We start from the raw sequence: 14850 nt of genomic DNA, 5'->3' as shown, positions 1-14850 counted from the left end.
AAGAGCAAGCTGCAATCAATCAGTAGTATAGTCCTGTTTTTGGCCATTCTTTATTTTTTTTTAGCTTGTCGATTCTTCTGCAGCCCCTTCTTTACTAACTTTCTTCTCTTAGTCTGCTACAATAAGGAAGAGAATAAGGTGCGAGGTGGATTTAATGCAGCATGTAGAACGGGAACTTACAGAACACGTAATGCTTTGTGATGCAAAAGGCCAATTAAATCCCAACGCCATCGGCTTTGCGAGAGAGCCGCTTATCGAGTGCAATTTACGGGGGAACTTTTTGCGCAAGAAAAAGTGGAACTATTGGTGTGTTTTCGGGGAAGAATTGATGTTTTCCGCAACTATCAGCCACTTGGACTACGCCACTATTTGCAACGTCTACTTTTTAAATTATGAAACATTGCGCTTTCAGGAGAAAACTGTCATTGTTCCATTCACACGCCAGCTCAAGCTTCCTGGACAAGTATTGGAAAGCAGCTTTTTCCGCCATGATGATATGGTGATTCAATTTGATTACAGCCAAAATAAAACACATATTACTGTAACCGTAAACGACTTTGAAGGCGAATCGCTGCAGGCTGATCTCGAAGTGCATCATCCTGAGAGCCATGATTCCCTGAACGTCGTCATTCCCTGGAATCGGCAGACGTTCCAGTTTACCGGGAAACATCTCTCTCTTCCAACTTCCGGTTCGGTAAAAATCGGCAGCCAGCGATATGAATTTGATGTGGATGACACCTACGCCATATTGGATTATGGAAGAGGCGTCTGGCCTCGGGAAACATCTTGGAACTGGGCTATGGCCTCCCAGCGTTTTCATGGCAAAGTCATCGGATTGAATTTCGGCGGCAAGTGGACCGATGGAACCGGTATGACTGAAAATGCTTTTTTCATAAATGGGAAAATGACCAAAATCCATGAAGATGTCTTGTTCCGATACAATCGGGAAAACTATAAAGAACCATGGCTTATCCATACAAAGTTTTCTGATGATGTGAAGCTGACCTTCGTTCCTTTTTTTGAACGAGTCTCCAAAACGGATGTTCGGCTTGTGAAATCAGAAATGCATCAGCTTTTCGGCTATTATAACGGCTATGTCCGCGAACCCGATGGGAAAAAGGTGAAAATCCTTCAAATGCTTGGGGCAATCGAAGAACATCATGCTAAATGGTAAAAGAGGCGCCCTTGGGCGCCTCTTTTTTACGGCAATCTCTTTAACATCACTTCCGGATGATTTGTGATCAATCCGTGTATCCCGATTTGCTGGAGCTCTTCGGCATATTGCAGGTCATCTCCGGCGTAAACGTAGACAATCGCGCCTTTTCTCAGCGCATCGGTAGCAGTTCTCCGGTAGGCGCCCGACAACGATATGTGGATGCGGTCTGTGCCGATTACCCGCGCATAATCATAAGCGTCCACTAAAATATCCGATGTCAGGATAGCTGATTCAACATGCGTTTCTCTGCATACTTTTTGAACATCTTCATGATTGAACGAAGACAAAATGAGCCTTTCAGTCATACCACGCTTGTCCGATATTGCAATCACTTTTCCAATCAGCTGGTCGTATGGAAAAAAATCCGTTTTCAATTCGATATTCAGGCGATGGTCAGTTCCCTGGAATATATCGAATACCTCATCGAGAGTCGGAATTCTTTCTTCTTCCCAGTCAGGAGAAAACCAGGCTCCGCAATTCAAATCCTTCAGTTCCGTGAGTGTTTTGTCTTTCACATACCCTTGCCCATCTGTAGTGCGTTCCAGCCTCTCATCATGGATAACGACAACTTTTCCATCTTTTGAGAGCTGTACATTCATAACAATTCCTGCAATCGGCAGCTCAGCGGCAGCTCTGAAAGCGGCAAGTGTATTTTCAGGATAATTCCCTGAACTTCCTCTATTTGCGTAAATTTTCATGAAGCTCCTCCTATAGATCCGTGCATATTTCCCGAATTTCCGGGAAGAAGTATTGATCGGGCACTTTCTTTAAGTGATTGATGCCACAATCTCCGAATGGCAGCGTACAATCCTGGGGTTCGGATAGCTTCTCCCAGCTTTTGATGAAGCATTTCCTTTTTTCATTAATTTTAGGATATATTTAGTTTTATACCCCAATACGATGCCAATCATGCGGCACTGATGAAATTGAAAAGCGCTGGAATTTCCTGAGCCATCGCGGAATTTCATATACGCGGCTGGCATTATCGCAGCCAACTGGAAAAACTCCATTCCTGCCCCTCTCGGACATCCTTCTTCTAAATTTCGCCGCTTTAGGAAATCCCCGTTAAAGATTAAAAGCACGAAAATCGGGAATGATGATCATAATAAGAAATACGACAGCGAAAGGATGAGACTCATGAGGTATCGCAAGTATCCCCTATTGACCGTTTTATTTCTATCCTCAACAATCATGCTTGCTGCCTGCGGCAGCAATGAAGAAGTGACTGAACCGGTCCAAAACGAAGAATCCACCGATCCTTCTGACACGAATGCTGACGCAGCCACCAGCGGCGGTGTTGACAGCCAGGAAGTCGGCGGCGGGACATTCGGCTTCACGGAATTTGAAATGACAGTAGACTATCCGGACCAAGATGAAGCCTATGCCGTCAGCTACGAAGAAATCCGCGAGAAAGTCGAAGCCACCTATACAAACAAAATCGACAATGTAGAACTTAGCGGCAACGAGGCATGGGATGAGATTGAACCGGCCTTTACAAATATGGAGCTTCAGCCTGACATGTCTGATGAAGATGTTATTTCGCAAGTCGCGGAGGCTTTTGGTTTAAAAGAGGGCTACAGCAATATTGAAATTGAAGTGCAGTATCAAGGCGGAGAAGATAAAGAATATCAAGCATCCGGAAACTGATTCAAATGCATGAAACCACCCCGAAACAAGGGTGGTTTTTTTGATTTATTCCCCTTCTTTCCGCTTCCAGTAATGAACCGTATCCACTGGCGAAAATCCAGCTTTTTCATAAACCCGGATTGCATCATTCGTCGTTTCAACGTCTAACAGCACTTGGCATTTGTTTTCAACAAAAGCCTGATTGCGGCACCAGCGCAAAAATGCCTGGCCATAGCCATTTCCTTGTTCTTTCGGATCCACTGCAAAAGCGGTGACCCAAAGCGCGTCTTCTTCCGCGATTAGCGTCGCTGCCGCTATAATCCGGCCTTCTTTTTTCATCACCCAAATTTCCCGTCCTGCTTCATCAATATTATGGGCCATGACCGGCAGTACATCCTCATCAAAAGCAGCCACTAAAACTGCTGCCAATTCGGCTTGTTCGCCGCCATAGGGCACAACCGACAAGCCGGCCGGCAATTCTTCCGCTTCATGCGCCGGCGCCCCAAGCAGAATCTCCTTGAAGCCGGCTGCATATCCCAAACTCTGCAGAAAAGCCGCAGCTTTTTCGTCTTCAATAAATACTGCTAACTCGCTTTCCGCTTCCCGCTGCTGGAGCCCGTACGCGACGCCTTCAGCAAGAGCCGTCCCAATAGCCTGCCGGCGGAACTCCGGATGAACAATAACCGACCACTCGTAGTGGTGAAGCCCTACAATATCAAGGCACGTTGCAAAGCCGATCAAGCCGCTGCCTTCCAAATAAGCCAAAACCGCAAAACCTCTCGCTTCGGGAAGCCGCCAAACCGGCGCATTCAACACCGTCCCGTAGTCTATCGGCATCTGATCCAGCAGCTCCTGCATGTCGCGGGCTGTATCATCATCAAGCGGAAACGAATCAATCGATAAAGACACATTCATCTTATGTCCCCCTTATCCATTTTTCTTTTATCCTATCATAACAAATCCGATCCTACGACCATCCCAGAGATGCATAAGCCCCAAAAAGAAGCTGCCCTCAAATAAAAGGACAGCTTCTTTCTCTTTATCCGTCGGCATCTGCCAGCATGTTTGCATACATTCCTCCGCGGGCTAGCAGCTGCTGCTGTGTGCCGGATTCGACCAGTTCGCCCATATTCATAACCATGACCAGATCCGCTTGGCGGACTGTGTTCAAGCGATGGGCAATGACGAAACTTGTCCGCCCTTTCATTAGCCGTTCCAGCGCTTCCTGGATCTTCAATTCGGTGACCGTATCAATGCTGCTGGTCGCTTCGTCCAGCAGTAAGATGACGGGGTCCGCGATCAATGCCCGGGCAATCGACAGCAGCTGCTTTTGCCCTTGGCTGATCATCGATCCATCGCCCGAAAGAACGGTATCGTAGCCATCGGGCAATTTTCCGATAAACTCATGGGCATTGGCTTTTTTCGCCGCTTCTATCACATCTTCATCGGCTGCGTCCAAACGGCCATAACGGATGTTCTCCATTACTGTAGCTTCGAAAAGAAATGGATCTTGCAGAACAAACGCAATCTGTTTGCGCAAAGTTTCCCGCGGCATCGACGCAATCGGCGTACCATCCAAACGGATTTCGCCTTCGTTGGCATCATAGAAACGCGCAAGCAGCTGCATGATGGTTGTTTTTCCTGCGCCGGTCGCTCCTACAAGCGCCGCCGTTTGGCCCACATTCACCGTAAAGCTGACATTGCGGATCGTCCAGTCCTCTTCGGCTCCCTCGTATTTGAAAGAGACATCATCAAAAACGACTTGGCCGCGGAGTTCTTTGTCCGCGTTTTCAACTTGGTCATCGGGCTCTTCCTTTTCCTCCATAATCGAAAATACACGTTCTGCGCCCGCGATTGCCGACAAAATAGTATTGAACTGGTTCGCAAGATCATTCAACGGACGTGTGAATTGCCGGGCATACTCCGTGAAAATGACGATCACGCCAATTGAAATCGAGCCGTTCAACGCCAGCACCCCACCCACACCGGCTACAATCGCAAAGCTCGCATTGTTCAGGAAGTTCATCACTTTCGGGATAAATCCGGCATATGTCCATGCCCAGAAACCGGTGTTCCGCATCCGTTCGCTTTTAACCAGGAACTCTTCCATGACACGCGGTTCTTGGGAAAATGCCTTAACAATCTTCTGGCCAGAAATTGTTTCCTCAATATAGCCGTTCAAATCGCCAATCGCTTGTTGCTGTTCCTTATACAATCTGCCTGTCCGTTTTGTAATCCATTGCATCGACACATACATGAGCGGAATGATGACAAGCGTCAGCACCGTCAGCAACGGGCTAAGCATCACCATGACGACAGCAGTGCCGGCTAAAGTCAAGATGCTTGAAAACACTTGGATAAACGAGCTGTTCAGTGTCGATGAGACATTTTCGATATCGTTCGTCATCCGGCTCATCAATTCACCATGCTGCCGTTTATCGAAAAAAGAAACGGGCAAACGCTGTAAATGCTCGAACAATCCAGTCCGCATTCGATAAATGACCTGCTGGGCGATTCCAACCATCCAGTAGTTCTGTAAATACATCGTCAAAGAATAACCCGTATAAACAACAATCAGCCAACCGATAATCAGACCCATTCCGCTAAAATTCTGCGGGACGATGTACTGGTCGATGATATAGCCGACAAGATATGGACCGAGCAGCGCTAAAGCCGAACTGAAAAACACCATGCTCAGCACAACGATCAATAAGATGCGGTGCTCATCAACGAGCTTCCAGATTCTGAGCAAAGTCGATTGCCAGTTTTCTGCCCGTTCGGCTTTTTTCGCCGTTTTCTTTTTCAGGTCTTCTTTTTTGATAACCGGTTCATAGCCGAAAGGGCGGCGGATCGCATCAAACATATTCGTCCACCTCCTCTTCCTGTTGGGAAAGCGCAATCTGCCTGTACAACTCTGAGTGTTTCATCAAATGGTCATGTGTGCCATAAGCTGAAACCTCCCCTTCTTCCATGAGCAAAATGCGATCGGCTTTTTTCGCCGTCCTGATTTTCTGAGTAACGACAAGCATTGTCGCTTTTTCGGTTTCCAACGCTTCCCAGAGCGCCGCTTCCGTTTTCACATCCAGAGCACTGGTACTGTCATCCAAGATGAGGATCGATGGTTTACGGACGAGCGCACGCGCAATAGACAACCGCTGCTTTTGGCCGCCCGACAAATTGACTCCCTTTTGCCCTACCCGCGTGCCATATCCTTTTGGAAAACGCTCCACTGTCTGATGGATTTGGGCTTTCCCTGCAGCCATCGCCAATTCTTTCTGCTCAGCCTGTTCTTTGCCCCACGACAAATTCTCGGAGATTGTTCCGGTAAAAAGGAGCGATTGCTGCGGCACGACACCGATCGTTTTTCGGAGCGCACGCAATGACCAGTTTTTCACATCATGCCCATGAATGTACACAGTGCCTTCAGCAGCATCGTAAAATCTCGGAATCAATTGCAGCAGTGATGTCTTTCCAGAGCCTGTCGCCCCCATGATAGCCAGTTTTTCATTGGGCTGCATCCGGAACGAGATGTTTTTCAGCACTTCGCGGCTTGTTCCCGGATAAGTGAACGAAACGTTCTCAAAAACAATTTCCCCGCGGCGGATTTCATGAGCCTCGCCCTGCTCTTCTTTTTCACGCGAATCTTCCGCGCGCAGCACTTCTTCGATTCGTTCTGAAGAAGCCTTTGCCCGGGCGAACGCCATAATAATGAAAGAAAACATGGAAAAAGCGCCTGTCATGCGCATAGCGTAGTTGACAACGGCCACCAATTCACCAATCTGTGCACCGCCTGTCTGAATGGATGAAGCACCGAACCACAGCACCGCCAATAATGAAAGATTCATGCCAAACAACAAAACCGGCAAAACCACTTCCATGATTCGGAAAGCTTTCACAGTATCGATTTTAAGCGATCCCGCCACTTCAGAAAATCGGCTTGACTCGTAGTTGCCCCGCAAATAAGCCTTGATCAAGCGCACCGCCTGCAGATTTTCCTGAATCAATCGGTTGACCCGGTCCAAGCGCTTTTGCACAAAGCTGAAGTGAGCGACCCCTTTCAGCACCATGACATATAGGAATATAAGCAGCACCGGAAAAACGACGACCAAGTAAACGGCTAGTTCAGCATTGACGACAAACGCCATCAACATGCTTCCTATAACAAGCAATGGCGCCCGCAGCATGATCCGCAGCCCCATAAAAAGCACTTGCTGGACAAGGTTGACGTCGCTCGTCAACCGCGTAATCAAACCTGATGCCGGGAATTTATTGAAAGTGGCTAACGAGAATGACTGGACCCGGCCGTAAAGCACACGGCGCAAATCGAAAGAAAAACTCTGTGAAACGTGGGAAGCGTAATAGGAATTGGTAATACCTGATATAAGTGCAATCACAGACAGTCCAACAAGCAAAATTCCCAGTTGTACAATTCGGTCTTGGTCGCCGGCCACGATGCCTTCGTCCACAATTTTCGCTATAACCAAAGGCTGCATCAATTCAACCGTCAATTCAAGCAACATCAAAAATAATGCAAAGACAATATATCCTTTATATGGTTTTGCATAGGAAAAAACTGTTTTCAAGCAACCATCCCCTTAAACATTTCGAAACACGAACTTTTATGGTAATTATTATGCCACAACTTTCTGATAACGCATAATACTTTTCCTTCAAATCAAAAAACAGCATCCAGGAAAAGATGCTGTCCCAAGTGCCGCTATGCTTTTTCTTCTTCGAGCTTTTCTTTTCCGGCAAGCGACAGCCATGTGACAAAGACCAGCATTGCGAATGCTCCAAACAATTGGACCGGTGCCAAAAATTCGCCAAACCAGAAAACCGAAAGGATCATGGCAGTCAATGGTTCAAACGCTGATAATATGCTGGTCTCTACTGCCGCAATGAACCGCATGCTGCTTAAAAAAAGCACAAAGGCGAGTGTTCCGATTACAACAATACCGACTATGGAGAGGATTGCATGGAAGCTCATAATTTTTGGCCATTCAGCCGAAAGGAAAATCGGATTTGCCAATCCAACAAAAACGCCTCCGATGAGCATGGACCAGGCAACAACCAGCAAGACACCCCATTCCTGCATCAGCCGTGCCGGATAGATTGTGTAGAACGCGAAAGCTGCGCCCAGCAAAAGCCCCCAGACCAAAGCAATGCCGCTGATGGCCAATTTATCCGGCTGCCCATTCGTCAACAGCAAAAACAAGCCGGCAAGAGTTCCTATCACCCCTACCAATTGATAAGAAGGCGGCCATTTACGCCGGCCCAGTGATACAAACAGGATAATATAGACTGGCGCTAAAAACTGCAGAAGCGTTGCGACTACTGCATTGCTTACATGAATTGCTGTAACAAAAGCATACTGGCACCCAAGCATGCCAAGAATCGAGAAAATGACTAATTGGCGCACCCAAATCCTGTCCCGGAAAATGCCAGTCAAATGCACTTTCTTGATTTTCAAAAAAACGAGCAGCAAAATGCCCGCCGTTGACATACGGATCGTCAAAAGAAACGGGACAGACAGTTTGTAAAATGCCAACGTCCATTCTATCAAAGGACCTGTCGCGCCCCATAGCATGGCGCCGCCGATGACCATGGCGATTCCTTTCAATCGATTCACACGACCACCCCTTGCTTCAGAATATAAAATGCACGTTTGCCAGGTTTCGAAATCAGAAAGTGACGTTCAGCATCAAGCCGATGTAAACAGTGATGATAAAACCTGTGCCAAAAAGAAACGGCAGCCATGACGAAATTTGCCGATAAGAACTGAATACCATCATTCCCAGCAGCAAAACCCCGATTGCAAGAAGCGCAATGCCATTTGCCGACCAGTCAAGTGAAGCGTCAAATGGAATAAATTGCTCGCCTTTCAACCAAACAACCAAAGGCGCGGCCCCTTCCGCCTGGAAAGTATGATGGACTTCGTGAGGGGGAGCTTGCTTGCTCATGAACGCCGTAAACAGAAAGACAAAGAAAAGCAAAAAGCTTTCCAGTTTCAGCCATACGCGCTCCAGCGGACGTCCTTTGTTCAAAAAACCGTTGATGAAAGCCGCGGCAAGGAGCGGAATGATGCTTAAATGTTTCAGCAGCAGCATCTGCCCATATGGCAGCACCCAAGAATTTGCATAGCTTTGAGGTTCGATAAAGTAAAACATGATGAAAACACCTGTGGCAATCAATGCCGCTACACAAAAAATGGCATATGGCGTAAACCAAGCTAAAAACCGCGGCCAATTGGAGCCATCTGTTGAGAACCAGGCAACGTGCAATAACACTCCTGTCCAAATCGCCATAAAAAAGAAATGGAGAGAATGGCTGGCGAAGCCAGACCATAAAGACAGTGACGCAACATGACTAAAGTAACCGATTACTAAAATCAATAAAACCAAATAGTAGGCTTGATTATATTTAGAAGTGTCAAAGAAAATGGCGAGTCCCAAAAGAAGCGATAAGGCAAGTGCAACAAGCCAGCCATGCCCTGTTCGCGATTCGAGCAAGACTGTCAGGAATATCTTTGTCCAGCCTTCGCCATTTTCCAGGAAAGCCGCCAATTCGATAAGCGGCGCCAGTGAAAACAGCGCAATGCCAGCAGCACAAATCAGCAATACAGTTTTTGACTCAACAATCCGCGGCTTTTTATCTTCAGGGACGAATTTCAAAACAACCGATCCGGCAAGATACGAAAAAGCAGTATAAAGCAGAAAATCAGCTAGCGCTGTAAAAATTGTCATTGTCTCTTTTTGAAGAGGCTGAACATCCCAGCCGCCACTAACAGCGCTGCAGCGACAATAAGCACCGTGACAAGCGTGCTGCTTTTCTCTTCGCCGACGGGTGCTGCCTGCTCGCTGGTCTGCTGTTCTTCCATAGCCGGTTCTTCTTCCGAAGTACCCTCTTCTTCGACAGCAGGCTCTTCATCAGCTGTTCCTTCATTTTCCACTACTGGCTCTTCTGTGGTCTTGATATCCACGGCAAATGGAATTTCACCTTCAATCGGGTGGCCGTCGGCGCCGATGATTTTCCATTGCACCGTATATGCGCCATTTGGCAATTCTTCCGCAATGTTCCCTGTCATGCTATCATCGGACACTGCGATGCCTTCGAATTCGTATGTCCCTTCTTCCCCTTGCAGAACCATTGTACTTTCTTGCTCGATCGTTGTGCCAAATGTAAGCTGCACTTCCTCAAGCACCTCTTTGACCACTTCACCTTCAGCTGGTCTAGAAGCCGTCAATGCCGTATGGGCTTGTACCGAAAACGGCAATGCCAAGATCAGGAAAATCGAAGCCAGTAATATTTTTCTCATAGTGTTCTCCTCAATGAATTATTATTTTTTTCGATTGTCTCATGCCATTTGAGTTTATCATAGTGAACAATATTCATAAAATGATAGAGAATATTTCCAAATAGATGACGTTCTGCCTTTTCTTCTTTATAATGAAAAGAAACTATGGAGAAGGAGCGTCATTGAATGAGTGAAATGCAAGAACTGTTATCCGATAACCTCGTTTTTAACCATATCCCTTTTCCCATTATTATTATGGATAAAAACGGGCTCGCTGTATGGTGCAACCGCCATGCGGAACGAACTTTTCAAATCCAATCGGAAACGGTCAAAGGCAAAACTATTCCTTATATGAATCCTGAAAAAGCTGCCATGTTAAAGCAGCCTTGGGAAGCAATACTACATAACAGAGAACCGATACGATTTGAAGACGTTGAAATCGAGCTGACTGATGGTATACGGATATATACAACTGTTGTTGCAAAAGCTTTCACTTCAGAACAGGATCAATTTGTCATGACTATTTTCGAAATCGATGAATCCCAGGCAGAAGGGTCAGCAAGCAGAGAATTGGACAGTTTGCGCCAAGGCTTGGATGATTCGTTTATGCTCTTGTATTTTGATGAAGAGTTTTTGATTACATACGCAAATCCGCTTTTTTTGAAGTTGAGCAAATGGACGCCGAAGCGAATTCTTGGAAAACCGATTTGGCAGATGTTTGATGGTGAAGCTGACGATGTCCATTTAGTGGAGACCATCATGTCCACATTGAAGAATGGAAATGTCTGGAATGGCGAAGTTAAAAAACTGAAAAAAGACGGAGAAGTTTATTGGGTGGATTTAACTGCTATCCCTATGCACATAGCAGGAGATGACGCCTATTATATATTCCTTGAAAAAGATATTACCGCAACAAAGAATGCCCAGCACCATTTGGAGGAAATCGCCTTTATCGACCCTGTGACCGGTTTGGAAAACCGCCACCGCTTGGAGCAAGTGGTCAATGAATTTATAGAAGAACAAAAACATTTTTCTTTTGTCTTTTTGGACATCGACCATTTTTATACACTTCGGGATGTCTCGGAAACCGATACAGAAAACCAATTGCTGATTGAATTCACAAAACGGCTGCGCACGTATTTCTCGGACTCCATCATTACACGGGCAGGATTGCATGAATTTGCTTTGATCACTCCGCTCAGCAATTGGTTCATTGAAGGATTCCTTCATTATTTGCAGCAGCATCCGATCTACTTGCACGGAGTTGCCATCCCGATGACTGTCAGCGGAGCCATTACTCGCTATCCCGAAGATCAGCAAACGTTCGTCCATTTGATCAAAGCATCGCACGCGACAGTCAAAAAAGTGAAAGACCGCGGAGGCAGCGCCATTTCCATGTTGACCGCGGATGACCACGAACAGTTGAACCGCAAAGCACAAATCGAAAAGCGCCTTATCCATGCGCTCGACCGCCGGAATTTACAGTTGCTTTACCAGCCGCAAGTCAATCTGAAGACCGGCGAAGTGGAACGTGTGGAGGCGCTCGTCCGCTGGAATGACAGCGAAGTTGGCATCGTGCCTCCGAATGAATTGATTCCAATTGCTGAAGAAAGCGGCATGATTCATGAAATTGGATTGTTTGTCCTTGAAACAGTTTGCGCCCAATTGAAAGACTGGAATTCAAGGGGACTGGATCTCCATGTCAGCATCAACTCATCCATCCGGGAATTCCGGGACAAAGACATGGCGACTGCATTGATGAAACAAGTTGAACTGCATGGCTGCGATCCTCGTTCGCTGACTATCGAAATCACTGAAAAGTTTGCGCTTGAAGCGGAAGCCGAACGCTCCATCATCCGGCAGATGCAGCAATTGCATCAACAAGGGCTCAGCTTCACGTTGGACGATTTCGGCACCGGCTATGCTTCATTCCGCTATATGCTCCTATTGCCAATTTCTTCGCTAAAAATCGACCGGACCATCATCCAGTCCATTACGCGGCAAGAAAAAATGCAAAAAATGATCAACGGCATGATTCAGTTCGGCAAATCGCTTGATTTTCAAGTGACGGCTGAAGGCGTGGAAACGAACGAACAGCTTGAACTGCTCCGTGTCATGAATTGCGACAGCATCCAAGGGTTTATCATCGGCCATCCAATGGAAGCGGCTGAGCTTGAAAAATGGCTAAAGTAATATAGAAACACTATAAAAAATCGGCATGACAGAGAATCAAGTTCTTGTCATGCCGATTTTTCTTTGTGTTCTTTTCGCTTGCTGCCTGAAAAACAGCTGCATTAATACTTCTGCAAAAACGAGGCCCATAGCCACCGCTCCTGAAATCATCAGCGCCTCCGATGCAAAGGCGATTGCATCCAAATATTTGTTTTCCACAATATTGCGCATTGCATTATACGCTTTGCTGCCAGGCACAAGCGGAATGATGCCGGCGATGCTGAAAATGATCATCGGCATCCGGAACTTCTTCGCCAAAATATGGGCAACGAGCGCTACCACAAAAGCTCCAGCAAAAGAGGCTTGTACCGAATCATCGAACATCAAAAAATATGACCGGTAGATGAGCCATCCGCTCATGCCTACCAATCCGCAGCTTAACAGTGTCCTGCGCGGAGCATTGAAGATGATGCCGAATGATGCCGCTGCGATAAAACTGAGAAATGCTTCCAATGGCCAGTTCATCCAATTCCTCCTTTAAAAAGATAAAACGAGCGCAACGCCGGCACCGATTGCAAATGCCGTTAAAAAAGCTTCCGCCCCATTTGATAGCCCTGAAACAAAATGGCCGGCCATCAAGTCCCTTACCGCGTTCGTAATCAGTAAACCGGGCACTAGCGGCATAAGTGAACCGATAATCAGCGTATCCAGATTTGTGCCAAGCCCTGCCCTGACCACGGCCAGGGCCAATGCAGCAATTACGAATGCAGCGATAAATTCCGAGAAAATCTTGACGCGGGTTTGGGCCAAAATGATATCTACTATCAAATAGCCGATGCCCCCGAACAAAAAGGCGAAAGGCAAATCACTCCAGTCTCCCCCCATCAATATTAAAAAACATCCGCTTGCCGTTGCAGCTGCTAATACTTGCAGGCGCATGCTGAACGAATAGTTGGTTTTATCGATAACTTGCATTTCTTCATAAGCTTCTTGCAGCGAGAATTCCCCTGAGACCAGCTTTCTTGAAACTGAATTTACAAGAGCCACTTGCTCCAAGTCCGTTTTCCGGCTGCTGATGCGCACAAACCGGGTGGCAAGTTCATCGCTTGGCGAAAACATGATTCCCGTTGGAGTGACAAAACAATGGGCATTCATCATATTTTGCGATACTGCCATGCGCATCATCGTATCTTCCACCCGGTACGTTTCCGCACCGCTTTCCATCATGATCTTACCAGCTAACAAACAACAGTCCAGGGCAAGCTCCCGCCTCGTCTCTTTTATATGAGCCACATGCTTTCCCCCTCTTCTTTCTGTCTATCTTAACCTAACAACACAAAAAACTAAACGCCCCGATAGTCCGGAGCGTTTAGTCCAAAATACTACTGATTAGTTGTTATGGTTTCAACACTACTTTTGTACATTCATCCAAGTGGTCATTGAAAACTTCATATGCGGCGCTAGCTTGTTCCAATGGCACCACATGCGAAATGATCTCACGCGGATCAAATTCACCATTTTTAATTTTTTCAAATAGCATCGGCATCAAGTGAATAACCGGTGCTTGACCCATTTTCAGCGTTACATTGCGTTCGAACATATTCCCCAACGGGAATTGATTGTAAGTTAATCCGTATACTCCTGTCAATTGAATCGTTCCAAATTTGCTGACTGCATCTTTGGCTATATCAATTGCGCTAAGCGTACCGCCTTGCAGCATCAATTTTTGCTGAATAGCTTCTACGGCAGATTTTTTTCCGTCCATCCCTACACAGTCGATGACTACTTGAGCACCGCCAGCTGTAATTTCATGGATAAACGCTCCCGTATTGTCATGCTTCGAAAAGTCGACAATCTCTACATTATTCATGTTCTTGGCGCGTTCCATCCGGTAAGGAAGCTCATCAACTGCAATGACCCGCTTCGCCCCAAACATCCAGGCAAACTTCTGTGCCATTAAACCAACCGGACCACAGCCAAGTACAACAACTGTATCTCCCGGCTTTACTCCGGCACTCTCGACGCTCCACCAAGCTGTCGGCAGAACATCTGATAAAAACAGCAGCGATTCATCTTCCAACTCTGTTGATTCCGGAATGAGAAGTGGTGTAAAGTTGCCGTAAGGCACGCGTAAGTATTCGGCTTGTCCGCCTTGATAATCACCGTAGCGTTCTGTTAAGCCCAAATAGCCGCCTGTGTCGAAGTGGGGATTGTCATTTGAATTATCACACTGGCTTTCCATATCGTGGTTGCAATAAAAGCACTGTCCGCAGCTGACATTGAATGGCAAGACGATGCGGTCGCCTTTTTTTACTTTTGTCACTTCCGGTCCCACTTCTTCGACTATCCCCATCGGTTCATGCCCAATGACATAATCTTTACGGGCCGGCAAAGCCCCTTGATAAATATGCAAATCCGTACCACATATTGCTGTAGAAGTTATTTTGACAATAATGTCGTCTTTTTTCTGTAGCTTCGGATCTTCTACTTCTTTAACTTGCATATTCTTTACACCTTGAAAGGTAACTGCTTTCATCCATAT

14 protein-coding genes are annotated in these 14850 nt (G+C 46.5%); 3 read left to right on the top strand and 11 right to left on the bottom strand.

Translation table 11 applies throughout. The annotated features are described in order from the left end of the window. Window positions 1-154: 154 nt before the first annotated feature. The gene (locus FQV30_RS03385; protein ID WP_146498726.1) at window positions 155-1174 is read left to right on the top strand and encodes a DUF2804 domain-containing protein; all 1020 of its coding nucleotides are present in this window, start codon (window positions 155-157) and stop codon (window positions 1172-1174) included. 26 nt (window positions 1175-1200) lie between these two features. Here FQV30_RS03385 and FQV30_RS03380 read toward each other — a convergent pair whose 3' ends face one another. Both FQV30_RS03380 and FQV30_RS03375 read right to left on the bottom strand, forming a co-directional pair. Further along, window positions 1201-1914 (bottom strand): glycerophosphodiester phosphodiesterase family protein, encoded by a 714-nt coding sequence (locus FQV30_RS03380; RefSeq protein WP_146498725.1) that lies wholly within the window; start codon window positions 1912-1914, stop codon window positions 1201-1203. 69 nt (window positions 1915-1983) lie between these two features. Continuing rightward, complete coding sequence (locus FQV30_RS03375; RefSeq protein WP_146498724.1) at window positions 1984-2226, bottom strand: hypothetical protein; 243 nt, start codon at window positions 2224-2226, stop codon at window positions 1984-1986. A gap of 127 nt (window positions 2227-2353) precedes the next feature. Between FQV30_RS03375 and FQV30_RS03370 the strand changes: the two genes are divergently transcribed. Then, window positions 2354-2863, top strand: a complete 510-nt coding sequence (locus FQV30_RS03370; protein ID WP_186725506.1) for a YusW family protein — start codon at window positions 2354-2356, stop codon at window positions 2861-2863. A gap of 45 nt (window positions 2864-2908) precedes the next feature. Here the strand turns inward: FQV30_RS03370 and FQV30_RS03365 are convergent, their stop codons facing one another. The 6 genes from FQV30_RS03365 to FQV30_RS03340 all read right to left on the bottom strand — a co-directional run bounded on the left by FQV30_RS03365 (window position 2909) and on the right by FQV30_RS03340 (window position 10157). Continuing rightward, window positions 2909-3757 (bottom strand): GNAT family N-acetyltransferase, encoded by an 849-nt coding sequence (locus FQV30_RS03365; protein ID WP_146498722.1) that lies wholly within the window; start codon window positions 3755-3757, stop codon window positions 2909-2911. Between the two features lie 124 nt (window positions 3758-3881). Then, a complete protein-coding gene (locus tag FQV30_RS03360) occupies window positions 3882-5705 on the bottom strand; it encodes an ABC transporter ATP-binding protein (protein ID WP_146498721.1) in 1824 nt (607 codons plus the stop codon). Next, window positions 5698-7425, bottom strand: a complete 1728-nt coding sequence (locus tag FQV30_RS03355) for an ABC transporter ATP-binding protein (protein WP_146498720.1) — start codon at window positions 7423-7425, stop codon at window positions 5698-5700. The genes FQV30_RS03360 and FQV30_RS03355 overlap by 8 nt, the downstream gene beginning before the upstream one ends. A 134-nt stretch (window positions 7426-7559) precedes the next feature. Beyond that, window positions 7560-8471 (bottom strand): DMT family transporter, encoded by a 912-nt coding sequence (locus FQV30_RS03350; RefSeq protein WP_146498719.1) that lies wholly within the window; start codon window positions 8469-8471, stop codon window positions 7560-7562. A gap of 52 nt (window positions 8472-8523) precedes the next feature. Then, window positions 8524-9585, bottom strand: a complete 1062-nt coding sequence (locus FQV30_RS03345) for a copper resistance D family protein (protein ID WP_146498718.1) — start codon at window positions 9583-9585, stop codon at window positions 8524-8526. Then, window positions 9582-10157, bottom strand: coding sequence for a copper resistance CopC family protein (locus FQV30_RS03340; RefSeq protein ID WP_146498717.1), 576 nt, complete (start codon window positions 10155-10157; stop codon window positions 9582-9584). Before FQV30_RS03340 ends, FQV30_RS03345 begins: the two co-directional genes overlap by 4 nt. Window positions 10158-10322: 165 nt before the next feature. Here FQV30_RS03340 and FQV30_RS03335 point away from each other — a divergent pair, with 165 nt between their 5' ends. Continuing rightward, complete coding sequence (locus FQV30_RS03335; RefSeq protein ID WP_146498716.1) at window positions 10323-12329, top strand: sensor domain-containing protein; 2007 nt, start codon at window positions 10323-10325, stop codon at window positions 12327-12329. A 36-nt stretch (window positions 12330-12365) separates the two neighbouring features. On the opposite strand, the gene FQV30_RS03330 is transcribed toward FQV30_RS03335, so the two are convergent. The 3 genes from FQV30_RS03330 to FQV30_RS03320 form a co-directional block, all read right to left on the bottom strand. After that, window positions 12366-12833: a threonine/serine exporter family protein gene (locus tag FQV30_RS03330; protein ID WP_146498715.1), complete on the bottom strand. Its 468-nt coding sequence runs from the start codon at window positions 12831-12833 to the stop codon at window positions 12366-12368. 12 nt (window positions 12834-12845) lie between these two features. After that, a complete protein-coding gene (locus FQV30_RS03325; protein ID WP_146498714.1) occupies window positions 12846-13601 on the bottom strand; it encodes a threonine/serine exporter family protein in 756 nt (251 codons plus the stop codon). A 103-nt stretch (window positions 13602-13704) separates the two neighbouring features. Continuing rightward, window positions 13705-14844, bottom strand: a complete 1140-nt coding sequence (locus tag FQV30_RS03320) for a zinc-dependent alcohol dehydrogenase (RefSeq protein ID WP_146498713.1) — start codon at window positions 14842-14844, stop codon at window positions 13705-13707. Window positions 14845-14850 lie beyond the last annotated feature (6 nt).

The organism is Planomicrobium sp. CPCC 101110 (assembly GCF_007859395.1).
Lineage (GTDB): Bacteria > Bacillota > Bacilli > Bacillales_A > Planococcaceae > Planococcus.
Note: the sequence above shows the minus strand (reverse complement) of the source record. Positions and strands in the feature narration are given on the sequence as shown.